Annotated in this window: 18 protein-coding genes; 4 read left to right on the forward strand and 14 right to left on the reverse strand. The window is 72.4% G+C overall.

The window, feature by feature from the left end; translation table 11 throughout:
- Positions 1-57: 57 nt before the first annotated feature.
- The gene (locus ACFRCG_RS08180; protein WP_380029970.1) at positions 58-672 is read right to left on the reverse strand and encodes a zinc ribbon domain-containing protein; all 615 of its coding nucleotides are present in this window, start codon (positions 670-672) and stop codon (positions 58-60) included.
- Between the two features lie 338 nt (positions 673-1,010).
- Here ACFRCG_RS08180 and ACFRCG_RS08185 point away from each other — a divergent pair, with 338 nt between their 5' ends.
- Positions 1,011-2,435, forward strand: a complete 1,425-nt coding sequence (locus ACFRCG_RS08185) for an aminopeptidase P family protein (RefSeq protein ID WP_380030096.1) — start codon at positions 1,011-1,013, stop codon at positions 2,433-2,435.
- Positions 2,432-5,269 (forward strand): LuxR C-terminal-related transcriptional regulator, encoded by a 2,838-nt coding sequence (locus tag ACFRCG_RS08190; RefSeq protein ID WP_380029971.1) that lies wholly within the window; start codon positions 2,432-2,434, stop codon positions 5,267-5,269. The genes ACFRCG_RS08185 and ACFRCG_RS08190 overlap by 4 nt, the downstream gene beginning before the upstream one ends.
- Here the strand turns inward: ACFRCG_RS08190 and ACFRCG_RS08195 are convergent.
- From ACFRCG_RS08195 to ACFRCG_RS08250, 12 genes are read right to left on the reverse strand one after another with little or no spacing between them, the layout of a single operon-like run.
- Positions 5,259-6,512 carry a hypothetical protein gene (locus tag ACFRCG_RS08195; RefSeq protein WP_380029972.1) on the reverse strand — a complete coding sequence of 418 codons (1,254 nt, stop codon included), beginning with the start codon at positions 6,510-6,512 and terminating at the stop codon, positions 5,259-5,261. The two genes, ACFRCG_RS08190 and ACFRCG_RS08195, sit on opposite strands and share 11 nt — an antisense overlap.
- Complete coding sequence (locus ACFRCG_RS08200) at positions 6,499-8,013, reverse strand: amidase (protein ID WP_380029973.1); 1,515 nt, start codon at positions 8,011-8,013, stop codon at positions 6,499-6,501. Before ACFRCG_RS08200 ends, ACFRCG_RS08195 begins: the two co-directional genes overlap by 14 nt.
- Entirely contained in the window at positions 8,006-8,197 is a 192-nt protein-coding gene (locus ACFRCG_RS08205; protein WP_380029974.1) for a hypothetical protein, read from the reverse strand. The genes ACFRCG_RS08200 and ACFRCG_RS08205 overlap by 8 nt, the downstream gene beginning before the upstream one ends.
- The gene (locus ACFRCG_RS08210) at positions 8,194-9,669 is read right to left on the reverse strand and encodes an aminopeptidase P family protein (protein ID WP_380029975.1); all 1,476 of its coding nucleotides are present in this window, start codon (positions 9,667-9,669) and stop codon (positions 8,194-8,196) included. Before ACFRCG_RS08210 ends, ACFRCG_RS08205 begins: the two co-directional genes overlap by 4 nt.
- 45 nt (positions 9,670-9,714) lie before the next feature.
- Positions 9,715-10,602, reverse strand: a complete 888-nt coding sequence (locus ACFRCG_RS08215) for an ornithine cyclodeaminase family protein (RefSeq protein ID WP_380029976.1) — start codon at positions 10,600-10,602, stop codon at positions 9,715-9,717.
- Positions 10,599-11,825: an aminotransferase class I/II-fold pyridoxal phosphate-dependent enzyme gene (locus tag ACFRCG_RS08220; RefSeq protein WP_380029977.1), complete on the reverse strand. Its 1,227-nt coding sequence runs from the start codon at positions 11,823-11,825 to the stop codon at positions 10,599-10,601. The genes ACFRCG_RS08215 and ACFRCG_RS08220 overlap by 4 nt, the downstream gene beginning before the upstream one ends.
- Entirely contained in the window at positions 11,822-12,742 is a 921-nt protein-coding gene (locus ACFRCG_RS08225; RefSeq protein ID WP_380029978.1) for an alpha/beta hydrolase, read from the reverse strand. The genes ACFRCG_RS08220 and ACFRCG_RS08225 overlap by 4 nt, the downstream gene beginning before the upstream one ends.
- Positions 12,739-13,641 (reverse strand): hypothetical protein, encoded by a 903-nt coding sequence (locus tag ACFRCG_RS08230; protein ID WP_380029979.1) that lies wholly within the window; start codon positions 13,639-13,641, stop codon positions 12,739-12,741. The genes ACFRCG_RS08225 and ACFRCG_RS08230 overlap by 4 nt, the downstream gene beginning before the upstream one ends.
- 45 nt (positions 13,642-13,686) lie before the next feature.
- Positions 13,687-14,535, reverse strand: a complete 849-nt coding sequence (locus tag ACFRCG_RS08235) for an HpcH/HpaI aldolase/citrate lyase family protein (protein ID WP_380029980.1) — start codon at positions 14,533-14,535, stop codon at positions 13,687-13,689.
- Positions 14,532-15,485: an isopenicillin N synthase family dioxygenase gene (locus tag ACFRCG_RS08240; protein ID WP_380029981.1), complete on the reverse strand. Its 954-nt coding sequence runs from the start codon at positions 15,483-15,485 to the stop codon at positions 14,532-14,534. Before ACFRCG_RS08240 ends, ACFRCG_RS08235 begins: the two co-directional genes overlap by 4 nt.
- Positions 15,482-15,985 carry a MaoC family dehydratase gene (locus tag ACFRCG_RS08245; protein ID WP_380029982.1) on the reverse strand — a complete coding sequence of 168 codons (504 nt, stop codon included), beginning with the start codon at positions 15,983-15,985 and terminating at the stop codon, positions 15,482-15,484. Before ACFRCG_RS08245 ends, ACFRCG_RS08240 begins: the two co-directional genes overlap by 4 nt.
- Positions 15,982-17,652: a 2-isopropylmalate synthase gene (locus tag ACFRCG_RS08250; RefSeq protein ID WP_380029983.1), complete on the reverse strand. Its 1,671-nt coding sequence runs from the start codon at positions 17,650-17,652 to the stop codon at positions 15,982-15,984. Before ACFRCG_RS08250 ends, ACFRCG_RS08245 begins: the two co-directional genes overlap by 4 nt.
- 325 nt (positions 17,653-17,977) lie before the next feature.
- Between ACFRCG_RS08250 and ACFRCG_RS08255 the strand changes: the two genes are divergently transcribed.
- Both ACFRCG_RS08255 and car read left to right on the forward strand, forming a co-directional pair.
- Entirely contained in the window at positions 17,978-19,402 is a 1,425-nt protein-coding gene (locus ACFRCG_RS08255) for an MFS transporter (RefSeq protein ID WP_380029984.1), read from the forward strand.
- Between the two features lie 67 nt (positions 19,403-19,469).
- Complete coding sequence (gene car / locus ACFRCG_RS08260; protein WP_380029985.1) at positions 19,470-23,009, forward strand: carboxylic acid reductase; 3,540 nt, start codon at positions 19,470-19,472, stop codon at positions 23,007-23,009.
- Between the two features lie 18 nt (positions 23,010-23,027).
- Here car and ACFRCG_RS08265 read toward each other — a convergent pair whose 3' ends face one another.
- Positions 23,028-24,008, reverse strand: a complete 981-nt coding sequence (locus tag ACFRCG_RS08265; RefSeq protein ID WP_380029986.1) for an NADPH:quinone reductase — start codon at positions 24,006-24,008, stop codon at positions 23,028-23,030.
- Positions 24,009-24,073 lie beyond the last annotated feature (65 nt).

Raw genomic sequence — 24,073 nt, forward strand, 5'->3', positions numbered from 1 at the left:
TCCCGCCCGCCCGTTCGTCGGGGCAGGCGGGATCTCGGCGGTCGGGCGAGAGTGCGGTCAGCCGCGCGGCACGTTGCGCTGCGCGGTCTCGACGACGCCGGTGACGTGGGCCGGGGTCATCTGGAGCAGCCCGCCGACCTGGTCGAGCAGGGCCCGCTCGGCGGAGCCGATGCCGCCGTCGGCCGCGGCGATCAGGGCCGCCCGGGAGAGCAGCCATTCCCGGCCCTGCGGCTGGAGTTGGTCGCCGAGCGGAACCAGGATCGGCGCCAGGTCGACCGGCGCGCCGGCCAGGTCCGCGTCCAGCTGGGCGACCGTGTACCCGGGTACGCCCGCCTCGGCCGCGGCACCCGCGGCCACGGTGCGGGCCGCGGTGGACGGCATGCCCGTCACCCGCAGCACGGCCACCGCCAATGCCCGCATGCCCTGCGCGAGTTGCGCGGAGATCTGGGCGCTGGTCGCGCCCTGCAGCACGGTGTCGTGGAAGGTGCCGCCACACGTCGCGCACTCGACGTGGGTGCCCTGCTGCTTGAACGGGAAGATCGGGATGAAGAACAGGGTGAACCAGCGGCGGGCCTGCTTGAGGTGATACTGCCGATCACCTCCGCACTGCGGGCAGTGGAAGACGCCCCCCGAGAGTGTTCTGAATATGGTCTTGAAACCCCAGATGAGCATGTTCTCGATTCCCCGTCGTCGCGTTGGCCGGCACGATGCTCCCACACCCCCACGACAGGTCTCCGGTGGGATCCGACCGCACCGGACCGGACCGCGTGGGTCGAAGACGTACGCGCGCGCCCGCGCACCCGCGCGACCGACGACCCGGGCGCGCCGCCGCCCGCCCACCCGGGCAACCGCTCCACCGCTCGACGCACCACCCCGACCGACCGCCATGTCGGCCACTCGGCAAAGCCGTCAAGACCATAGAAGTGTCACATGTGAAATGGTACCGTCCTTCGAAACCAGGCGACGACGATTCGGGGCACACGGTGGAGCGGCAGCAGGAGACCGACGGGATCGAGAGTCACGACCGTGAGGTGTCGGCCGCGCTGGCCGAGTCCTTCCGGCAGGGGTGGGCGGACACCGGCCGGAAGTTGCCTCCCCTACCCGGGGCCGCGTACGCGGCCAAGCGCCGCGCGGCGTTGTCCGAGCGTTTTCCCGGCGAGCGGATCGTGGTCCCGTCGGGCGGGCTGAAGACCCGCAGCAACGACTTCGACTACACGTTCCGTCCGCATTCGGCGTTCGTACACCTCACCGCCGAGCAGGGCACCCAGGCCGTTCCCGACAGCGTGCTGGTCTTCGAACCCACCGGGACCGGGCACTCGGTCGTGCTGTTCACCCGGCAGCGCTCCCCGCGCGGCGGACCCAACGGCGCGGAGCTGTACAGCGACCGGCACCACGGCGAGTTCTGGGTGGGCCGCCGGCGCACGCTGTCGGAGACCTCGGACGCGCTCGGGATCGAGGCCGCCCCGCGCGAGAACCTGGAACGTGCCCTCGGCGGCAATGTGCCGACCCGGGTGATACGCGGCGAGGACACGCTCGTCGACGCGCTGATCCCGGCGGTGCGGCCGGCCGAGGCGGAGGCCGAACTGCTCACCTGGCTGTCCGAGTCGCGACTGGTCAAGGACGAGTGGGAGATCGAGCAGATGCGCGCGGCCGTGGACTACACGGTCGCCGGATTCCACGACGTGGCCGGCGAGTTGCGGCACGCCACGACCCTGGCCCGGGGCGAGCGCTGGGTCGAGGGCACGTTCAACCGGCGGGCCCGCCTGGAGGGTTACGGCCTGGGCTTCGAGACCATCGCGGCGGCCGGCGCGCATGCCTGCGTCCTGCACTGGATGCACAACGACGGCCCGGTGTGCGACGGCGAACTGCTGCTCCTGGACGCCGGGATCGAGGCCGACTCCTTCTACACCGGCGACGTCACCCGCACCCTGCCGGTCAACGGACGCTTCAACGACGTGCAACGCCGGGTCTACGACCTGGTGTTCGCCGCCCAGTCGGCCGGCATCGCGGCGCTGCGCCCGGGTGCGCCGTTCGGCGACTTCCACGACGCCGCGATGCGCGTGGTCGCCGAAGGGCTGGACGACTGGGGCCTGCTGCCCGGCGGCGCGGAGGCCGCACTCGCGCCCGGCTCGGGGTTGTACCGCCGCTTCACCATCTGCGGCTCCGGCCACATGCTCGGCCTGGACTGCCACGACTGCGCCGCGGCCCGCCGGCAGAACTACCTGGGCGGCACCCTGGAGGCCGGCCACGTGCTCACCGTCGAGCCCGGTCTGTACTTCCAACCGGACGATCTGACCATCCCGGAGGAACTGCGCGGCATCGGGGTCCGGATCGAGGACGACTTCCTGATCACGACCGACGGGGCGCTCTGTCTGTCCGCCGGGCTGCCCCGCGGCGCGGACGAGGTCGAGTCCTGGATGGCGTCGCTGCGATGACCACGCGCCGCCCGCTGGTGGATCAGGTAGGCGGACAGTTACGGCGGGCCGGCGCGGTGGCGGTGGTCGGGCCCACCGGGTTCGGCAAGTCGCAGGTCCTGGACGACGTCTGCTCCGCGTGGCAGGCGGCCGGGGATCCGGTGGTGCGGCTCAGTTCGGCCCGCGCCGACGCGCAGATCGCCTACGCGCCGCTGATGGACCTGTTCTCCGCGTGTCCGGCCGAGGTGCGCGGCGAACTGTCCGATCTCCAGCGGTCGGCGATGGACTGGGTGCTGCGCCGGGTGGGCGGGCCCGAGCCGGACACCACCACCTTCCGGGTCACCGTGCTGTCCTGCCTGCATGCCTGGGGGCGTCGGGCCCGGCCGCTGCTCGCCGCCGACGACGTGCAGTGGTGGGGGCCGGGCAGTCTGGACGTGTTCGGGTTCGCGGCGCGGCGCAGCCGGGGCAGTGTCTCGCTCCTTGCCGCGTTGCGCCCGGACGGGCCGTCGCCGCACGACGTGCTGGGTGGCGGTGCGGTCGAGATCGGCATCCCGCCGCTGGGGCCGCAGGAGTCGGTCGCGGTGGTGCGCTCGTTCGGCATCCCGCTGCGCGCCGCCGCCCGGATCCACACGGCGACCGGCGGCAGTCCGCGCCTGGTCTCGGACATCGCCGCCGGGCTGGCTCGGGCCGGGATCGCGATCAGCGCCCTGGACGCCACGCCGCTGGCCCCGTACGCGCGCCACGCGATGCGCGCCCGGTTGGCCGATCTGGCCGAACCGGTGCGCCGGGTACTGCTGTTGGCCGCGCTCGCGGCGGATCCCACGCCGGCCGGTGTGCGGCGCGCTGCGGGATCGTCGGCCGAGGCCGCACTGGCCGCCGCGGAGGCCGCGGGGGTGGTCCGGGTGACGGCCGGGGCGGTGGTCTTCGCGGCGCCGGTGGTGCGGGAGGGGATCGTCGCCGAGGCGGGCGGCGAGGCGGTACGCCGGGCGCACCGGGTGTTGGCGGCGGCCTCGCTCACGGCCGACGACCGGGCCTGGCACGCGGCGTGCGCGCTGGGCGCGACCGAGACCGCGCCGGACCTCGTGCCGGGCCTCGCCGACGCCGCCGCGACCGCGCGGGGGCGCGGCGACCACATTCGGGCCGCCGAGTTCGCACTCCTCGCGGTCGACCGGGCCGGCGGCAGTCGCCCGGACCTGCTCGTGACCGCCGCCCGCGACGCCGAGGCGGCCGGGCGCTTCGACCTGGCCCGAACCGCACTGGACCGCCTGGTCCGTGCCCGGTCCGGACCGGCGGCACGCGCCCGGGCCCGATTCGCCGTCCTCGACGCCGCCGGGCGAGGCGCCGCCCTGCTCGCCGACGTCGCCGCGCAGGCCCTGGCCGACGCCACCGCCGCCGCCGAACCGGCGCTGGTCTCGGCGGCCCATCTGCGGCTGGCCTGGAGCGCACACCTGGACCGGGGATACCCCGCCGACGCCCTCACCCACGCGGAGCACGCCGTGACGTGGGCCGAACGCGCCGGCGACCCGGCGGGCCGCGCCGCGGCGCTGACCATGGCGGCCCGCATCCAACAGGGCCGGGGCACCCCGGAGCACGTCGACACGCTGCGCCGTGCCCTGGCGGCGGGCGCGGAGGCGGCGGCGGAGGCGACCGGCGGGCGCGACCCGGGCCCGGCCTCCGGCACCGCCGACCACGGCGCCGACCCGGCCACCGCCGGGGCGCGCATCATCCACGACCCCCGTCGTGTGGCCCTCTGCTTCGCGCTGCTGGAGGGTCGCCCCGCCGAGGCCGAGCGCCTGCTCGCCCAACTCCGCCCGCTGGTCGGCGACGGCAACGGCCCCGCCGACCTGGTCCGACTGCTCGGCAGCGCGGTGCAACTCCACGCGCACACCGGCGACGGCCGCACCGCCCGTGAGGAGGCCGCCCGGCTCGTGGCGCTGGCGCGGGACGTGGGCGCCTCCCCCGGCCCGCCGTGGTTCGCGGCGGCGACCGCCGAACTCGCCGGCGGCACCCTGGAACAGGCACTCGGCTACGCCGAGTTGGGACTGGCCGCCTCGGAGGAGGAGACGGATTCGGTGTTCGCCGCGCACTGCCTGCACCTGTCCGGCGCCGTCCGCCTGTTCCGGCGCGACACCGCCGGCGCACTGGCCGATCTGCTCCGGGTCCGGGACCTGACCCGGGAGTTGTGCATCGGGGACCCGGCCGCGATCCCCTACCACGCCGATCTCGCCGAGGCCCTGGTCGCCGCCGGCGACGTCGATGCCGCGACCCGGACGGTGGCGGAAGTGCGCGATCACGCCCAGGAGTTGGCGCGGCAGGGCGTACTGGCCGCGCTGGACCGGGCCGAGGCGCTGTGCCACGCGGCGGCGGGCCGGTTCACACCCGCCGAGGAGTTGTTGACCACGGCGCTCGCCGGCTTCGAGCGCCTGGCCTATCCGCTGGAGTGCGGCCGGGTCCTGCTGGCCCGGTCGGCCGTCGAACATCGGCGCCGCCGCCCGGCCCGGGCCCGGGAGTCGTACGCCGCGGCCGAGGCGGTCTTCCGCGCCGCGGGTGCGCCGCTGTGGGCGCCCGCGGCGCCGGAACGCGCCGGCGCGCCGGCCGGGCTCGCCGGACTGACCGAGGCGGAGCAGCGGATCGTCGACCTGGTCGCCGACGGCCGCGGCAACCGCGACATCGCCAACTCCCTCTACGTCAGCGTCAAGACCGTCGAGGCGATGCTGACCCGGATCTACCGCAAGCTAGGGGTGCGCTCGCGAGTCCAGTTGGTGGCGCTGGTACACCGCGAACTCACCGAACTCGGGCACCGGGACGGGCGCCGGGCCCCGAACGACCCACCGCCGTCCCCGATCAGTCGGTGAAGGCCCAGGACACCGCCCCCCGGGAGGCGTTGACCACCGTGGACGCGGCCGAGGCCCGCACCAGCGCCCCGTTCGTACGGTCGCCGTAGGCGTAGACGCCGAGCACGAACCGGTGTGTGGCGGTGGTGCCGTCGGCGGTCGGCAGGTCGAGTGTGGCCGCTCGCACCATACGCTGCGCGGTCCAGGTGCCGACGCCGTCGGCCACGATCCGGGCGCGCAGCGTGGGCTCGGAGTGTTCGGCGCCGATCAGCACACCGTCGCCGCCGTAGCTGTAGCTGTGCTTGAAGACGTAGTCGGCGCGGGCGGCCAGCACGTCGTCGAGGGTGTCCGGGGCGAGATCGAAGGTGGTGGGCACGTAGCGGCGCACCGTCTCGCGTTCGTCGGCGTCCAGCAGGTGGGCCAGGCCGGGATCGCACAACAGCGAGAACCACCGGCGATGCATGCCGAGTTCGGCCTCGAACAGGGACGTGACGGTGGCGCCGCTGTCGGCGACCGACCGGAGGAAGGCGCCCTCGTCGTCGGTGTCGCCGAAGGTGATCAGCCGGTGCACGAGGGTCTTGCGGGCGTGCTCCGGGCGCAGCCACCGCGTCGGATAGGTGGTCTCGTCGTGGTAGGCGACATCGAGGTCGGGTGCGAGCAGCCGTAGATAGTCCATCAGGGGTTGGTCCCTGCCGTAGCCGCGGCGGGCGTGCCGCACGCAGTCGAGCACGACCACACGTTCCAGGCCGAGCCGGTTGCACCGGTCCACGTAGTGCAGGGCGAGGTCCAAGAACGGCGACCCGCCCGCGACGGGGCGGCCGAGCAGGTCGGCGTACAACTTCGCGCTGTGGTGGCACTCGCCGGCGCCGACACCGGAGAAGGTGTTCAACTCACAAAAGGCGTAGCCGGTTTCGGTGGGAATGATGTCGGCGCGGGCCAGTGCGAGGCCCGGGCCCAGCCGGGCGCAGTCGATGTGTCCGGCCATCGCCGTCGGGATGTGGAAGGTCTCGGCCAGTTCGGTGGGCGACAACGTCGCGCATACGTGCCGCATCACCTTTTCGTGCGCCGAGACCAACCGGGCGGTGGCGGTGTGCAGTTCGTCGTGTGTGCCGCGATCCATCCGAAAGTGTGTGGGCAGGGTCGGGAAGAGGAAGCCGAGATCGCGCAGGTGCCGGTCGGAGGCGGCCCGGGCCAGGGCGAGTTCGTCGGGTTTGTGGGCGGCGGACAACTCGGTCAGGAAGGGGCGGTTCTCAGCGGCGAACATCGGCGGGCTCCGCATCGGGGTCGGGTCGGCGGCGCGTGGTGTCCGGGCCGGTCCCGAACGCCGGCGGTCGGACGTCGCGGCGGCCGAACCCGGCCTCGATCGCCGCGCCCGCCCGGAACAGGTCCGCCTCGCCGAACTCGCGTCCCACGAGTTGCAATCCGATCGGCAGGCCGTTTCCGGCGAACCCGATCGGCAGCGACATGGCCGGATGTCCGGTGACCGCGAACGGGATCGTCTGCATGTCGTTGGCCAGCCTCGGCGGCGGCCAGTCGGTGGGAAAGTCGTCGAACCGGGACGCGGTGGCCTGGCCGCAGGCGGTGATCAACACGTCGTGCTCGGCGAATACCCGGTGCCGGAACTCCTCGACGAGGTGCCCGCGCACCGCCAGGGCTCGCAGCAGGTCGCTCGCGCCGATCCCGGCTCCGGGCATCAGTTTCTGGTAGGTGTAGCGCCCGTACGACCAGGGGAAGCCGCGCAGGTTGTGCTCGTGTACGGCGAAGCCCTCGGCCGCCAGGATGATCCGACCGCAGGCGTTCAGCGTTTCGTAGGGCGGGAGTTCGCACTCCTCGACGATCGCGCCGAGCCGATCGAGGTGGGTCAGGGCACGTTCGATGCCCGCGACGATCTCCGGGCGGGTGGCCGGGTCGGACGCGTACCAGGCGGTCGAGTAGGCCACCCGCAACCCCCGTACGTCCCCGTCGAGTCGATCCGGCCCTCCCCCCACCGGGGCGTCGCGCGTGCGTGGATCGCGGGGGTCGGGGCCGGCCACGGCCCGGAACGCGGCGGCGGTGTCGGCGACCGTCCAGCCCAGCGGCCCGAAGTGGTCCATGGTGTACGACAGCGGGGTGGCGCCGTGGCCGGAGACGCTGCCGTAGGTCGGCTTGAGGCCGACCACCCCGCAGTGGAACGCCGGCCCGCGAATCGAGCCGGCGGTGTCCGATCCGAACGCGACGCGCAGGAACCCGGCGGCCACCGCGACCCCCGCGCCCGAGGACGAACCACTGGGGATGTGCTCCGGGTTCCACGGATTGACCGCCGCCGGGAAGGGCAGGTCCCGGCTCGGTCCGCCGAGCGCGAATTCGTAGGTGGTCAGCTTGCCCAGCAGTATCGCGCCGCCGGCCCGCAGCCGGGCCTCGACGGCGCTGTCCTCGACGGCCGTGTCGGACACGGTCAGCCACGACTGGTTGGTGGTCGGCACCGCCTCGGCCGCGAAGATGTCCTTGAGCGCGTACGGAATGCCGTGCAGCGGGCCGCGGTCGAGGCCCGCGCGCAGGTCCAGGTCGGCCTGCCGGGCGCGGCGCAGTGCCTGTTCGCGCTGGACCAGGACGAAGGCGTGCAGCGTCGCGTCGTGCGCCTCGATCCGGCTCAGCGCGTGCTCGACGAGATCCACCGAGGTGAGCCGCCCGGCCCGCAGCAGGGCGCCGGCCTCCGCGACGGAGAGCGCGGCGAGCCCGCCGGGCCGGGAGGGGACGGTGTCGGGCACGGTCTCGGGCTCAGACATCGGCGCTCCCCCTTTCCCCTTCGCGCAGCAGCTCCATCTGCGCCCGCAGCGAGCGGTAGCCGGCCAGGACGCCCGGGGCCAGATCGGGCGGCATGGCGATACCGAGCCGTGCGAGCGCGACGGCGAACTCCCGATCGGCGACCTCGCCGACCTCGGCGCCGGCCGCGGCGGAGTCGGCGCTCACGCCGCGTGGCCGTCGTCGCCGGGCAGGCGCGGGCCGGCCTCGCGTTGCGCGGCCAGCCACGCCTCGACGTCGGCCGCCGCGACCGGCAGCGCGTGCGACATCACCCGCGCGCCGTCGGCCGTCACCCGCACGTCGTCCTCGATCCGCACGCCGATCCCGCGCAGCCCCTCCGGGACCAGTTCGTCGTGCGGTTGCAGGTAGATGCCCGGTTCCATGGTGAGCACGTGGCGCTCGCGCAGCACGCCCTGGGCGTAGTGCTCGGGCCGTGCGTGGCCGCAGTCGTGCACGTCCAGGCCGAGCATGTGGCCGAACGCGGCCAGCGTCCACCGCCGGTACGGCTGCCGCTTGTCGGCGAGCGCCTCCTCCACGCCGACCTTGACCAGGCCCAGGTCGCGCAGCCCCTCGATCTGTACCCGCTTGCAGGCCAGGTCGATGTCCTCGAACGCGACCCCGGGGGCGATCGCGGCCAGGCCGGCGTCGCGCGCCGCGTGCACGATGTCGTAGACGTCCCGCTCGGCGGCGCTGAACCCGCCCGACACCGGCCAGGTCCGGGTCACGTCGGCCGTGTAGCAACTGCGCGCCTCGGCGCCCATGTCCATCAGCAGCAGCCCGTCCGGCCGCACCACGCCGTCGTTGCGGACCCAGTGCAGGGTGGTGGCGTGCGCACCGGCGGCGACGATCGAGGCGTAGCCCACACCGTTGCCGTCGTGGCGCGCCCGAGTGGCGAAGACGCACTCCAACAGCCGCTCGGAGACGACGCGTTCGCTCGGCAACACGCGGGCGGCGTCCTCGAAGCCGCGCACGGTGATGTCGACGGCCTCCTGGAGCTGTGCCAGCTCCCAGTCGTCCTTGGGCAGCCGCAGTTCGGCCAGCACGCTCGCCAACAGCGCGTCCCGGACCGCGTTCTCGGCCGTCGCGGGCAACAACTCCCGATCGATGCCGGTGTCGTAGCCGCGCAGGACCCTTACGGGACCGGTGATTCGGCCCAGTACCGCCGGGAGTTCGCCGATCGGGCGCGCCTGCACGCCCAGTACCGCGGACTTCTCCTCCGGCGACAGGCAACGTCCCTGCCAGACCTCGCCGAGGATGCGGTCCAGGTAGCCGACGCCCGACGCCGGCCCGTGCCGGGGGTCGACGTACAACACCGCGTCGTGGCCGCCGCCGATCGGGTGCAGGACCAGTACCGAGTTCGGGTCCTGATCCGCCGTCAGCCAGATCAGGTCGCTGCCGCCCCGGAACGGGTAGGGCGCGCCGTAGCTGCGCCATTGGATGCGTCCGGTCGGCACCACCAGGGTCTCGCCCGGGAAGGCGTGCGACAGCGCGGCGCGCCGGGCGGCCGTACGCTCCGCGTGCGGCACGGGGACGAGTGTCGTCTCCCGCTCGCGCCAGTTGCCCGTCATGTAGTCGACGAACGCGGCGGGGATGTCGTTGTCGTGCGCCCCGGTGAGTTCTTCCTTGCCGACGTTTCCCACGTGCGGTCTTCCCTTCGAAACGATCGGGCGATCGGTGATCGGCGATCAGCGGTACGGGCGCGCCAGATGGGCGCAGGTGATCAGGTCGAGTGCGGCGTGGCCGGTGGAGCTGAACACGGTCGGGCGGCCGGCCAGGCCGGGGTGGTCGCCGGTTTCCAGGGCCTCCAGGTCCAGCGCCGTACGGTGGATCACGCCGGCTTCGGCGACGGCGGTCTCGATCGATTCGACGACGAGGGTGGCGGAGGCGAGCAGTTCGCGGGACACCTCGCGTGAGATCGTGGTGTGCGCGCCCATACAGTTGACGTGCACATGCGCGGGGAGGTCCGCGGCGATCGGCAGCGGGTCCGCCGAGGTGGTCGCCGTGGACACCACGTCGGCCCCCGCGGTGGCCTCCGCCGCCGACGCGCACACCAGGGCCTGGGCCGTCCCGGCGGCCCGGATCCGTGCGCACAGCGCCTCGGCGTGCGCGGGGGTGCGGGAGTGGACCCGTACGAGTGCGATGTCGCGTACGGCACGAACGCCGAGGTATTGCTGCCACGCCTGGACGCCGGCGCCGACGATGCCGAGCACGGCCGCCTCGGGAGCGGCGCACCGGTCGGTGACCACGGCGGTCACCGCGGCGCACTTGAGGTTGGTGACGAGTGCGCCGTCCAGGACCGTGAGCAGTGCACCGGTCGAGGTGGCGAAGACCGGGACCACGGAGGTCACGGTCGATCCGGGCCCGTGCGCGATGGTGGCGACCTTGGCGATGTAGAGGCCGAGGTCGGTGGAAACGGCGGGCATGGAAAGGTACTTCACCCCGCGCGGGTCCTCGACGGTCTGCCGCAGCGGTACGGTCATCCGCCGTAGCGCACCGCTGTGCAGCGCCTCGCGGATCAGCCCGGCCACGGCGGTCACGTCGGCGGTCGCGACGTCGGTGTGCACGCGGGTCATCCCAGTCCCGCCAGGATGTCCGCGAGGTCGTCGGCGAACCGCTCGGTCAGCGCCGTCGGCATGTCCCCGCGCAGCATCATCCGCACGCCGGCCTGGTCGCGCGGCACGATCGGGAAGAACATCGCGGAGCAGTAGTAGCCGCGCCGGTACAGCTCGGTGGACAGCCGCACCGCCCGGTCGTTGTCGCCGACGGTGACGAACTTGATGTGTGATCCGGTGCCCCGCAGGTCGTGTCCGCGCAGGCGCTCGTCGAACAGCGCGATATTGCGGACCAGTTGCCGCTGTCGGCGGCCGAGTTCCGGGCTCCGGTGCAGGTCCAGGGCGCCCAGGGTGGTGCCGACCGCGGCCGTGCGCAGCCCCTGCGACCAGGCCAGCGGTCCGGACCGGTAGAGGAATTCGAAGACGTCGCGCTCGCCGATCATCGCGATGCCGCCGGTACTGCCGAACGCCTTGGCGATCGAGGCGACGATCAGGGTCCGGGAGCCGAGATCGGGGAACACCGGGCGGGCGTGGCCCTCGCCGCGATCGCCCAGCGCGGACAGCGCGTGCGAGTCGTCGAGATAGACGAACATGCCGTAGCGGTCCTGGAGTTCGCGGATCCCGGCCAGGTCGGCCCGGCCGCCGACCGAGTAGACGCCCTCGCAGACGTAGGCCACGCGCGGGTGGCGTTTGCAGACGTCCTCCAGGAACTGCATGTCGTTGTGCGGGCAGGTGAGCACGAGCGTCTCGTCGGCGACGATCGGCTTGAGGAAGTTCATCGAGAAGTGCGCGAACCGGTCGAAGACCACGACCAGGGGTTCGCCGTCGGTGAGATGGCCGGAGGCGAGCAGCGGCAGGATCGCCGCGCTGAGCACACCGCAGGACACCGACGGCAGTACGTGTGCCCCGAAGTGCTCGGCCAGTTCGGCTTCGAGGCGTTCCAGGATGCCGAGCCGGATGCGGAACTCCCCCATGGACAGGCCGGTGACGCGTTCCTCGGCGAGCGCGGCGCGGCCCGCCTCGATCACCGCGGGGTGGCTGTTGAACCCTAGGTAGGAGCACGACGACAGGTTGGCGAACTCGTGTCCGGAGCTCAGCTCGCGCAGCCGGTTCTGGCCGTCGACGGCCTCGACGACCAGGCCGAGCATGCCGTTCTTCTCGGACAACCCCCACGCGGCCTCGGCCGCGGGCACCATCGTGCGGTTGTTGCGGAAGCGGTGTGGTCCGACGACGTCCTCGTTCACCGGCCCGCCCCGCTTCGGGAGCGAAGCCAGTCGCCGAGCCGGTCGATGGCCTCGCGTGCCTTGGCCAGGCGGGCGTAGTGCAGGTGCCACACGTGCACCATGCCGGGCCACACTTCGAGCACGCCGGTGGATCCGGCCCGGTCGAGCGCGGCGACGAAACGCCGCGCGTCGCTGAGCAGGATCTCCCGGCTGCCGACCTGGACGAGGATCGGCGGCAGTGCGCTGGGATCGGCGTACAGCGGCGACGCGTAGGGGGTCGTGGGCGCGGCGCCGGCCAGGTAGGACCGGGTGACCAGGGCGACCACGTCCGCGCTGACCAGGGGGTCCTCGGCGGCCAGGGTGCGGTAGGTCTCGCCCGAGGCGGTCAGGTCGGTCCACGGCGACACGCAGGCCGCCGCGGCGGGCAGCGGCAGACCCAGGTCGCGGGCCTTGAGCAGGGTGGCCAGGGTCAGCCCGCCGCCGGCCGAGTCGCCCGCGAACACCACGTCCGAGGGCGCCACGCCGTCGGCGAGCAGTTCGCGGTAGGCCGCCACCGCGTCGTCCAGCGCGGCGGGATAGGGGTGTTCGGGGGCTCGCCGGTAGTCGACGAAGAACATCCGGCACCGGGTCGCCCGGGCCAGCTCGGCGACCATGCCGCCGTGGCTGCGCAACGATCCGTACACGTAGCCGCCGCCGTGCAGGTAGAGACCGGTGCGGGTGCCCTCCGCGTTCGGCGGGGTGAGCAGGTATCCGCCGGCTCGCACCGTCACCTCGACGTCGGCGGCGATCGGCGTGCCCCAGCTGTCGTAGTGCACCCGGGCCTCGTCGATGTCCTCGGGCCAGTCGCGCTCCGTGAGCACCGCGAGCAGCGCCGCCAGCTCGCCCGTGTCCCGCTCCGACATGGTGGGCACGCCGGTCGCGGTGCGCTCGGCGGTCATCGCGGGTTCCCGCCGTCGGCGCCGACCGGTTCCACACCCCGGTGGTAGCGCTCGTGCGCGGCCTCGTCGGGGACCTCCAGACCCGGGGCGGGCACCTCGAGGCGGTAGTGCGCGTACCACTTCGCCAGTTCGTCGGCGTCCGGGAACTGGTACTCCAAATGCCGGATGGGCCGGCGCGAGGGCTGCCGCGCGTCGACCGGTCGCGGGGCCGAACCGGCGTGTGCCAGTCCGCCGTCCACCTCGTTGAACAGCACGATCATCACCAGGTCGGCGTCCAGGTCGACGTCCGCCGCGGCCGCGTAGTCGGCGAGGATGCGCTCGGCGTGCTCCTCCTTGACCGCCACGTTGAAGCTGTGCGGCATCAGCTCGATCAGATCCGCGGGCGAGACCTCCGCGTCGCGGAGGTAGGCGCGGGTGTCGCAGATCACCGGCAGACCGCCGACGATGTTGAGGTTGGGTCCGTAGATGTTGGCGATCAGCGGGGTCGCGGCGTCGAAGTGCACACACTTGGTGGTCAGGAACTCACGGGCGGTGGTGTGGTCGTCGTTCGGGGTGAAGTGCCGGTTCTTGTTGAATCCGTCGACGTCCATCCCGGCGATCCGGTCGTAGCCGATCGCCACGGGAGTGAACGCGGCGACGTCCACCCGTTCGCCGAAGGCGCGGAACAACGATTCGAGGTAGTCGCGAGCGACCGCGGCGTGCTGCTCGTCGTGCACGTCCAGACCGTGGCCGGCCAGGGTCCGCGCGACGCCGCGGCAGACCGCGACGCCGTGGCCCTCGGCCACCAACTTCACCAGCTCGTCCACGAGTTCGTCACCGACGGCGTGCAACCGGCCGTCCACGTACCGCGTGCGGTAGGCCGACACGTCGACGATCGTGTCCTGCGGCAGGATCTTCACTGGGATCTCCCGATTCACGAGTGCGGGTTACGAGGCGGCGTCGGGTTACGACGCGGCGTCGGCGTCGGCCGTGTGCAGGGCGAGCATGCGGCGGGCGCGCAGTACGAACGGCGGCGCGAGCACGCGGTCCTTCTCGACCGCGAAGCCGTAGGGCGTGCTGTCGTAGTCCGCCACCACGCGCCGGTATTCGGCGAGTTCGTCCGCGCCGACCGCGAAGGTCGCGGCGATCACGTCCACCTGACGGGGGTGGATGGCCGCCTTGCCGGTGAATCCGATGCTTCGGGCGGCCCGGCACTGGGCCTCGACCAGGTCCAGGTCGTGCAGTTCGAAGGAGTTGGTGTCGATGGCGGGTACCCGGTACCGGGACGCCGCGGCACACAACCGGGCCCGGGCGTGGTCGAGGTAGACCTCGCTCGGGGCGTACAACTCGGCCGTCAGATCGGCCTGTCCGAAGCACAGGCCGTCGCTGACCTCGGCGATCTCCAGGGCGTTCTCCACCGCGTCGACGGTCTCGATGAAGCTGCACACATCGGGCGGGCGCGAGGTGTGCGAGAGCAGTGAGCGATACACCGCCACGTCGCCCGCCCCGGCGATCTTCGGGATGAAGACCACGTCGACCGGGACGCCGCCGATCATCGCGTCGGCGTCGAGCAGGAACCGCATGTCCGCCAGGCCGTCGTACGTGGCGATGGTGTTCACCCGCAGTCCGAGGGCGGGCAGTTCGGCCCGGGTCAGGTCGGCGCCGGCCAGGGCCTCGCGCGCCTCGACCTTGCGGGCCGGGTGGATGGAGTCCTCCAGGTCCAACACCAGCATGTCCGCGCGCATCCGGCCGGGTTCGGCCACCGATGCCACGCGCAGTGCGGGGGTGTAGAGCAGGCTCGCGTGCGCTCTCATCGCGCGCTCTCCCTTCCGAACAGCAGATTCATCTTCCGCAGCGAGAACTCCTCGTAGCGGATCGGTTCGTACCGGGCGGGGCGGTCCTGGACGAACGCGGGGAAGCAGTCGATGACGGTGTCGTCGTTGGCCAGCTTGAAGAACGCGATCGACTGCCTGCGGCGTACGTCCAGCCGGACCCGGTGCGGTGTGGAGACGTACTCGTCGTTGGACCAACGGGCCATCAGGTCACCGATGTTGACGATGAACGTGTCCTGCTCGCGCACGTCCACGTCCAGCCACTCGCCCGCGCGGTCGCGGATCTGCAGGCCCGGGCCGTCCTGGGTGAGCAGGGTGATCAGCGTGCCGTCGGTGTGCTGCCCCATGCCCTGGTCGTTGACGAACTCCGGGGCGATGCCCGGGTACAGGTGCGAGCGGAGCGAGTCGTTCGAGGTGTCGGTGCGGATCGCGAAGAAGTCGCGGGGCAGGTCCAGGGCCAGGGCGAGGAGTTCGGCGATCCGGTCGGACACGCTCTCGCAGGCCGCGAAGTACCGCTTCAGCGCGCCGCGCAGGGCCGTGCCGTCCGAGTCGGTGGGGAAGGGCAGTTCCTCGTCGTCGTCCAGGATCAGCCGGCCGACGCTGAACTTCTCCACGTAGTCCGACGGCATCCCGGCCCTGCCCGTGTAGGCGTAGGCGTTCTCCGACAGCAGCGCGCTGTATCCGTAGGGGCTGTAGTCGTTGTCGCCGCGCACCGTGCTGGTCCGCATCGCGAACTCGTGCTTGGTGTCGAGTGGGAGCCCGAAGAAACGCAGCGAGGCGGCGTAGGCGTCGGTGAACACGTCGGTGGCGATGCCATGGCCGCGCACGATGAAGAAGCCCGTGCCTTTGCAGGCCCGGGAGATCTCCTCGGCGACGGCGCGTTCGGCGTCGGCGTCGGTGCGGGCTGCCGTCAGGTCGACGACCGGGATCATCGGTCTTCCTTCCGTCGGGGAACGAGGATGGTCCGGTCGAAGGCGATCACGGTCACGCCGTCCTGGTTCAGGCCCGTGGTGTGCACGGTGACGATCCCCTCGTCGGGACGGGTCTTCGACTCGCGTTTGGCGAGGACGCGGGTCCGGGCGTAGAGGGTGTCGCCGACGAACACGGGGGCGGACAGCCGCACCTTGTCCCAGCCGAGGTTGGCCACGCCCTTGGCGCTGATCGTGGCCACGGTCATCCCGTTGACGATGCCGAAGGTGACCAGGCTGGAGACGACGATGCGGCCGAAGCCGGTCTGTTCGGCGTATACGGCGTCGATGTGCAGCGGGTGCTGGTTGAGGCAGAGCAGCGAACTCCACACGTTGTCGGTCATGGTGATCGTGCGGCCGGGCCGGTGTTCGACGACCTCGTCGGGGACGAAGTCCTCGTATTCCAGGCCGCCGTCCTCCCGGTAGGTCCCGGGGGCGACGGTGTGGAAGGCGTTCGTCCTCATCGCGATCCTCCTCGTCCGCTCTCGGCGCCGCCGGTGTCGGGGCCGACTCCCCTGCCCGCTCCCCCGCCCGTATCGACGCCCGCTCCCCCACCCGCGTCCGCACCCGCGCGGCGCAGCGCGGAGCGGCCCGCGCGCAGGGCCGCGTCCGTGGCCCCGCCGGCGAGGCCGACGCCCCAGAACGCGGCGTTCGCCGCGGCGAGTTCCACGAAGCAGACCGTCGAGTCCTTCGCGTCGGCGACGAGCACCCGGGTGAACTCGACGCCGTAGGCGGCGGCCAGTTCCTCGATCACCTCGTGCTCGTCGGCCGCGCCCCGGGAGACGGCGCTCGGTTCGGCGCAGTAGGTCTGCCGGAACAGCCGCCAGATGTCCTGCGGGTCCAGTTCGCGCCCGGTGGCGTCGGTGACGTCCTGCACCACGCCGGCGAAGTCGCGGCGCAGGCCGACCGGCAGGTCCAGCCCCCAGCCGGCCTTGAGCACGTAGGCGATGCCGCCCTTGCCCGACTGGCTGTTCACCCGGATGATCGCCTCGTAGTCGCGGCCGACGTCCCTGGGGTCGATCGGCAGATACGGGACCTGCCACGGCGCGTTCGTCGGGTCCCCGCCGGCGCGCGCGGCCAGTGCCGCCAGGCCCTTGGCGATGGCGTCCTGGTGGGTGCCGGAGAAGGCGGTGTAGACGAGGTCGCCGGCGTACGGGTGTCGCGGGTGCACCGGCAGGCGGTTGCAGTCCTCGACGATCTCGCGGACCGCGTCGATGTCGGAGAGTTCCAGTTCCGGATCCACGCCGCGGCCGAAGAGGTTGAGCGCGAGGGTCACCAGGCACACGTTGCCGGTGCGCTCGCCGTTGCCGAACAGCGTGCCCTCGACCCGGTCCGCGCCGGCCATCAGGGCCAGTTCGGCCGAGGCGACGGCGGTGCCCCGGTCGTTGTGCGGGTGCACGGACAACACGATCGAGTCGCGGCGGTCCAGGTTGCGGTGCATCCACTCGATCTGGTCGGCGAAGACGTTGGGCGAATGGGTCTCGACGGTGGTCGGGAGGTTGAGCACGAGCGGCCGGTCCGGACACGCGTCGACGACGGCGGCGACCCGGTCGGCGATCTCCAGGGCGAAGTCCGGCTCGGTGACATTGAACGTCTCGGGCGAGTACTCGAAGCGGATGTCCGCGCCGGTCTCCCGCTCGGCGAGCCGCACCAGGTCCTCCGCGCCGGTGACGGCCATCCGCAACACCTCGGCGCGCGACATGCCGAACACCACGTCGCGCCACAGGCACGCGGTCGCGTGGCACAAATGCACCACCGCACGTTCGGCGCCGCGAATGGCGTCGAAGGTGCGCTCGACGAGTTCGGTTCTGGCCGGGGTGAAAACCGATACGGTGACGTCGTCCGGAATTCCGTTCTTGATCACCAGTTCGCGGACGAAGTCGAAATCGTCGACACTCGCCGCCGGATATCCGATCTCGATGTCCTTGAAACCGAGCCCGACCAGCAGGTCGAACATGCGCTTCTTCCGGCGCAGGTCCATGGGCTCGGCCAGGGCCTGGTTCCCGTCCCTGAGGTCGACCGAAGCCCACACCGGCGCACGGTCGAGCACCCGGTCCGGCCATGCCCTCGTCCCACCGTCCCGGCCCGTCGGCAACACCGGGTCGTCCCGCGTGTAGCGGTGAAACGGCATCGACGAGGGGCGCTGCGGAAAACCGGGGTTCCGTCTCGGCGCAGAAAATGGTGAGCCCGTTCCACTCACTCCCACGATGAATTCCTCTCGCAGTTGGCGGCGCCCCGAACGTAGCCGGCGGCAGGCTCCGCGGAAATCAGAGGAACCTCTAGAGCGAACCCTGGAATCGGATCAATGGCGCGCATTCGGGCGGGTCCGACAGATTTCCCGGTTGACGTCCCCGGTTTGTCCCCGGATAGGATTTCGGCGCACCGATCGACCCTGCCCGGCACCGCTCGGCGGTCCGCGAGACCGCGTCGGTTCGCACGCCCGCACTCGTCGCCTCATGCGAAACGGCAACCTCATGGCCAACTCGACCGGTTCCGACCACCGCACGCCCGGGACGGCTCACGCACCGCCGCGTCCCGGCCGCGTACTGACGGTGGTCAGCCTGGGCTACGGGATGATGGTCGTCGACATCAGCATCGTGAACGTGGCGATCCCGGCGATCCGCACCGACCTGCACGCGAGCCTGGCCACGATGCAACTCGTGGTCGACGCGTACGTGATCGTGCTGGCCAGTCTGGTGCTGGCCGGCGCCGCGGCGGTCGGGCGCTACGGGTCGGTGTCCGTGTTCCGGGTGGGCACGGCGGTGTTCGGGGTGGCCTCGGTGTTGTGCGGACTGGCCCCGAACGGTGCGGTGTTGGTGGCGATGCGGGCCGGCCAGGGGTTGGGCGCGGTGTTGCTGGTGCCCGCGTCGTTGGTGATGCTCAGCGATACCTACAAGGAGCCGAACGAACGCGCCAAGGCGGTCGCCGTCTGGGCGATGGTGGCCGGAAGTCCGGTCGCGTTCGGCCCCGTTCTGGGCGGGGCGCTGGTCGGCGCGATCGGCTGGCGGAGCATCTTCCTGGTCAACGCGCCGATCGTGGTGATCACGCTGTGGCTCGCGGCCCGCCACATGCCCGGCCGCGAGAAGGGGCCCGAGGCGGCGCCCGCGGCCAGGGAACCCCAGGATCTTCTCGGGCAGTTGCTCGCCATCGTCGTACTGGGCGGCATCGCGTTGGCGCTGACCGAGGGGCACGAGCTGGGTTGGACCCATCCGCTGCCCCTGACGGCGGCCGGCGTCGCGGTGGTCGGGCTCGTCGTTTTCGTGGCGTGGCAACGGGCGTGTGCGTTCCCGATGATTCCGGGCGATCTGTTCCGGGCCCCGGGGTTTCGCGAGTTCGTGCTGGTGGGTCTGCTGCTGTTCGTCGGCTACTACGGACTGGTTTTCGCGATCAGCGTGTTCCTCCAGCAGGTGCACGGCTACGGGCCGGTCGCCACCGGACTGTGTTTCCTGCCCTCCGCGTTGCCGATCACCTTCATGCCCCTGGTCGCCGGGCGGGTCAACGCCCGGCTCGGCGCCTTCCGGGTGCTGGCCATCGCGACCGTATCGACCACGATCGGCGGGGTATTGCTGATCATCCTCGGCGGCCGGACCCCGATCGGTGTCGGTGTCGGGCTCACCTTCATCGGCCTCGGCTTCGGTCTGGCGACCGTGCCGCAGATCACCCTGGTCATGGCGACCGCCCCGGAGCACCGCACGGCGATCGCCAGTGGACTGCTCTCGGCGGCGCGGAGTTCGGGAACCATGATCGGCGTCGCGCTGATCGGTGGTCTCCAGTCCGGCGACACGATCGCCGCGCCGGCGACCGCGGCCGTGGTGGTCTACCTGCTGATGGCGGTGGCCACGGTCGTCGGCGGACGCCGGCTGCCCGCACACACCGGCTAGCCGAAACCGCGTCCTCCCCGCCTCTCGGGCCGCCGCATCGTCCGACTCGTCACTCATCGGAGCACTCATGCCTGAGCATCAGACGGATCACGACCTCGCGGCCCGGGTCACCGCGCTTCGGGCGCACGACCCCGAATTCGCCCGCGCGATCCCCTCGTCGAGTGTCGCCGACGCCATCGCCGGGTGCGACGGCAGCCTCGTCGGCACCATCGCCGCAGCGATGCACGGCTACGCGGACCGACCGGCGCTGGCCCGACGCGCCGAGCGGCTCGTGCACGATCGCGACACCGGTCGCGCCATCCTCGAACTGCACCCGGAATTCGAGATGTTCAGCTATGCCGAGGTGTGGCGGCGGGTGGTGGCGCTCGCCAGTGCGTGGGCCGAGTGCGTCGAAGGCGGCCTGCGCATGGGCGACTTCGTCGCCGTTGTCGGGTTCACCGGCGTCGACCATGCCACGATCGACCTGGCCTGCATGTACCTGGGCGCGGTCGCGGTCCCGCTGCCGACCGGCTCCCCCGCCGCGCGGCTGGCGCCGATCGTCGCGGAGACGGCGCCCCGGATCCTCGCGGCCGATCCGGACACGATCGAGGTGGCGGTCGAGACCGTACTGCGATCCGCGTCCGTGGAGCGCCTGGTGGTCTTCGACCACGATGCCCGCGTGGACGCGCATCGGGAAGCGCTGCGCGCCGCCGCGGACAAGCTGGCCGGGCGCGCCGCGGTGGTCTCGCTCGCCGACGAACTGCGGCGCGGGCAAACCCTGCCCACGGTGCCGGCCAGGGACGACGGCGACCCGGATCGGCTGGTCGGCCTGATCTACACGTCCGGCAGCACCGGCACGCCCAAGGGCGCGATCTACACCGCGTCGATGATCACCCGGATGTGGCGGAACGGGCGCGGCGGCATGACCAACGCCGGGGCGAGCCCGGACACTCCGCTGCCGACGATCGTGCTGCACTACATGCCGATGAGCCACGTCAACGGCCGGGCCTGGCTGATCTCCGGGCTGTCCTCGGGTGGCATCGGGTTCTTCGCCGCACGCGGCGACATGTCCACCCTGTTCGACGACATCCGGCTGTCCCGGCCCACCGTGCTGAGTCTGGTGCCGAGGATCTGCGACATGGTGCATCAGCGCTACCTGCTCGAAGTCGACCGCGTCTCGCGCGCCGGGACCGAAACGGGTGCCGACACCGACGCGGCGAGCGCCGAGGCGACCGCGCGCGACCGGATCCGCGACGGCATGCTCGGCGGCCGGATCGTCAGTGCCCTGTGCGGCAGTGCGCCGCTGTCGGCCGCGATGCACACGTTCATGGCCCGGGTGCTCGGCACCCGGATCGTGGACTGCTACGGCTCGACGGAGACCACCCGGGCGGTGGTCGTCGACGGGCGCGTACGGCGGCCACCGGTGCTCGACTACCGACTGGTGGACGTCCCGGAACTGGGCTACTTCGGCACGGACAAGCCGCACCCGCGCGGCGAGCTGCGGCTCAAGTCGGTGGGGATGGTGCCCGGATACTTTCGGCAACCCGAGGTCGACGCGCGGGCGTTCGACGCGGACGGGTACTACCGTACGGGCGACGTGTTCGCCGAACTCGCCCCGGATCACCTGGTCTACGTCGACCGCACGAACAACGTGGTCAAGTTGTCCCAGGGCGAGTTCGTGGCGATCTCCCGGCTGGAGGCGCTGTACGCGACCAGCCCGCACATCGCGCAGATCCACGTATACGGCAGCCCGGAACAGGCGTTCCTGCTCGCCGTGGTGGTCCCCGCCCGCGGCGGCTCGGAGCCGGCGGACGACGACACCACCCGGGCCGGGATCCTCGACGCGATGCGCGAACTGGCCCGCGACGCGGGGTTGGCGGCGTACGAGATCCCACACGATGTGATCCTCGAACCCGAGCCGTTCACGGTGGCCAACGGGCTGCTGTCGGGGATCGGCAAGCCGCTGCGCCCCGCCCTCGTCGCCCGCTACGGCGCTCGCCTGGAGCGGTTGTACGCGGACATCGCGGCGGGTCGGGCCGGTCGGTTCGCCGCGCTGCGGGCCGCCGGGCCGCACGCGGCGCCCCTGGACGCGGTCCTCGCCGCGGTACAGGTCACCCTCGGGCATCCCGCGTCGGCGTTGCGCCCGGACGCCGGATTCGCCGAGTTGGGCGGCGACTCGCTGTCCGCGCACACCTTCGCGACCGTGCTGGAGCAGATCTTCGACGTGGAGGTCCCGGTACAGCTCGTCCTCGGCCCCACCGCGACCCTGGCCCGCATCGCGGACCATCTCGGCGCGGCCCGGGAACCGCACCCGGTCCGGCCCACCTTCGCCTCGATCCACGGCCGCGACGCGGTCGAGGTGCGCGCGAGCGAGCTGACCCCGGAGCGGTTCATGGACGCGGGAGCGCTCCGCCGCCCCGCGAACCGGCCGTCCGCGGCGCCGGCCGCGAACGTCCTGCTCACCGGCGCGACCGGCTATCTGGGCGCGTTCTTGGCCGTGGAGTGGCTACGACGGATGGCCGATACCGGCGGCCGGCTGATCTGTCCGACCCGCGCGGACGACGACGCGGCGGCCCGGGAGCGGGTGGTGCGCTGCCTGCGTGCCGCGTCGGCGGATCGGCCGGGCTGGTTCGACGAGGTCGCCGCCCGGCATCTGGAGGTGCCGGCCGCCGACGTGTCCGCGCCGCGCCTCGGCCTGGACGCGTCGACCTGGCGGCGGTTGGCCGCCGAGACCGATCGCATCGTGCACGCCGCGGCCCTGGTCAACCACGTGCTGCCGTACGGCCGGTTGTTCGGCCCGAACGTGGTCGGCACCGCGGAGCTGATCGATCTCGCGCTCACCGGCCCGGCGAAGCCGTTCACGTTCGTGTCCACCATCGCCGCCGCGCTGGAGCCCGACGGATCGGTGCTCGACGAGACGGTCGACGTACGCACCGCGGCGCCGGTGCGCCGGCTGGACGGCTCCGACGCGAACGGATACGCCACCGGCAAGTGGGCCGGCGAGGTGCTGCTGCGCGCCGCCCATGAGCGAACGGGCTTGCCGGTGAAGGTATTTCGGCCGGACATGATCCTGGCCCACCGCCGGCTTCCGGGTGTGGTCAACCTGCCCGACCGGTTCACCCGGCTGATCCTCAGCGTGGTGGCGACCGGCATGGCGCCGCTCTCCTTCCATCACCTCGACGCGGACGGGCGACGCCGCCGGGCGCACTACAGCGGCCTGCCCGTCGACTTCACCGCGGCGGCGATCGCCGCGCTCGGCGCCGACGCCTCGGACGGCTACCGCACGTACCACGCGGTCAACGCCAACGACGACGGCGTGTCCCTGGACGAGATGGTGGACTGGCTGATCGCCGCCGGGCACCCCATCCGCCGGTTCGCCGACTACGAGCAGTGGCGCATGCGGTTCGAGGCGGCCCTGCGCGGGCTGCCCGAGGATCGGCGCCGGGGCTCGCTGCTCCCGCTGCTCCCGGCCTACGCCCGACCGAGCGAACCGCGACCGGCCGGCGCCGTCCCCAACGCCCGCTTCACCGCCGCGCTGGCCGCCGTCGGCGGCGAGCCCGTGCCGTCCATCACGCCGGACTACCTCGCCAAGTGTGTGGCCGACCTGCGCGGCCTCGGCCTCCTGTGAGGTGGGGCGGCGACCGGTTCAGCCGCCGGGCAGGAGTACCACGCGTCTGCCGTGCAACCGGCCCTGCTCCATCCGCCGGTGCACCTCGGCGGCGGCGCTCAGCGGCTGTCGTTCGAGCGTGCGGGCCCGGAGTCGACCGTTCGCCAGGAGGCGGTTGACGGTGCGCGCCGCCTCGGCGAGTTCGCCGGACGTGGCATGCGAGATGACGAAACCGGCGATCGAGCAGTCCTTCATGTAGAGGCGGCGCACCGGCAACACCGGATCGGTGCCGGTCGCCGCCAGGAGCACGATCCGGCCGCGCGGGGCGAGCAGTTCGACCGCCTCGGTCAGATCGTTGCGGCCGGAGCAGTCCAGGTGCGCGTCGACCCCGTCGGGGCAGGCGGCGGCGATCAGGTCGACGAGTTTCGGGTCCCGGTAGTCGAAGGCCGCGTCGGCGCCGAGGGCCCGGCAGTGGTCGAGATCCGCGGCGGCGGCGGTGGCGATCACCCGGGCCCCGGCGTCCACGGCCAGGGTCACCACGGCACTGCCGACGTTCCCGGCCGCGCCGAGTACCAGGACCGTGTCGCCTGCCGTGACCCGGCCGTGGGTGAACAGGGCCAGATACGCGGTGGCGGCGGGATGTACCACCGCGACCGCCGCCGTCGGATCGACGTCGGCCGGGAGGGGATAGAGCCGGTCGGCGGCCACCACCGCCTGTTCGGCCGCCGCGCCCGGTCGACCGCCGTGGCCGAGGCTGTTGGCCCACACGAGGTCGCCGACGGCGAAGCCCGGCGCGCCCGGCCCGGCCGCGGCAACCGTGCCGACCAGGTCGCGGCCGATCACCAGCGGAAACCCGACGGGCGTGCGGAAGACCCCGGAACGAAGCAGGATGTCGACCGGGTTCACGGTGGTGCCGAGGACGTCCACCAGGACGTCGGTCGGTCCCGGTGTGGGCGCCGGGAGTTCGCCGTATCGGATGTTCTCCGCCGGTCCCAGCGAGTCGATGAAGGCTGCGCGCATGTGCTCGAATTCTCCGGTCGGGTCGGGGTGGTTCGGGCTCGCCTGGTGGTCGGGCTCGCCTGATA

It is taken from the genome of Embleya sp. NPDC056575 (genome assembly GCF_042793325.1).
Lineage (GTDB): Bacteria > Actinomycetota > Actinomycetes > Streptomycetales > Streptomycetaceae > Embleya.

Coding starts and splice junctions, on each gene's coding strand:
- ACFRCG_RS08180 (WP_380029970.1), bottom strand. CDS start 672: ATGCTCATCTGGGGTTTCAAGACCATATTCAGAACACTCTCGGGGGGC.
- ACFRCG_RS08190 (WP_380029971.1), top strand. CDS start 2,432: ATGACCACGCGCCGCCCGCTGGTGGATCAGGTAGGCGGACAGTTACGG.
- ACFRCG_RS08195 (WP_380029972.1), bottom strand. CDS start 6,512: ATGTTCGCCGCTGAGAACCGCCCCTTCCTGACCGAGTTGTCCGCCGCC.
- ACFRCG_RS08200 (WP_380029973.1), bottom strand. CDS start 8,013: ATGTCTGAGCCCGAGACCGTGCCCGACACCGTCCCCTCCCGGCCCGGC.
- ACFRCG_RS08215 (WP_380029976.1), bottom strand. CDS start 10,602: ATGACCCGCGTGCACACCGACGTCGCGACCGCCGACGTGACCGCCGTG.
- ACFRCG_RS08225 (WP_380029978.1), bottom strand. CDS start 12,742: ATGACCGCCGAGCGCACCGCGACCGGCGTGCCCACCATGTCGGAGCGG.
- ACFRCG_RS08235 (WP_380029980.1), bottom strand. CDS start 14,535: ATGAGAGCGCACGCGAGCCTGCTCTACACCCCCGCACTGCGCGTGGCA.
- ACFRCG_RS08240 (WP_380029981.1), bottom strand. CDS start 15,485: ATGATCCCGGTCGTCGACCTGACGGCAGCCCGCACCGACGCCGACGCC.
- ACFRCG_RS08245 (WP_380029982.1), bottom strand. CDS start 15,985: ATGAGGACGAACGCCTTCCACACCGTCGCCCCCGGGACCTACCGGGAG.
- ACFRCG_RS08250 (WP_380029983.1), bottom strand. CDS start 17,652: ATGCCGTTTCACCGCTACACGCGGGACGACCCGGTGTTGCCGACGGGC.
- ACFRCG_RS08255 (WP_380029984.1), top strand. CDS start 17,978: ATGCGAAACGGCAACCTCATGGCCAACTCGACCGGTTCCGACCACCGC.
- car (WP_380029985.1), top strand. CDS start 19,470: ATGCCTGAGCATCAGACGGATCACGACCTCGCGGCCCGGGTCACCGCG.
- ACFRCG_RS08265 (WP_380029986.1), bottom strand. CDS start 24,008: ATGCGCGCAGCCTTCATCGACTCGCTGGGACCGGCGGAGAACATCCGA.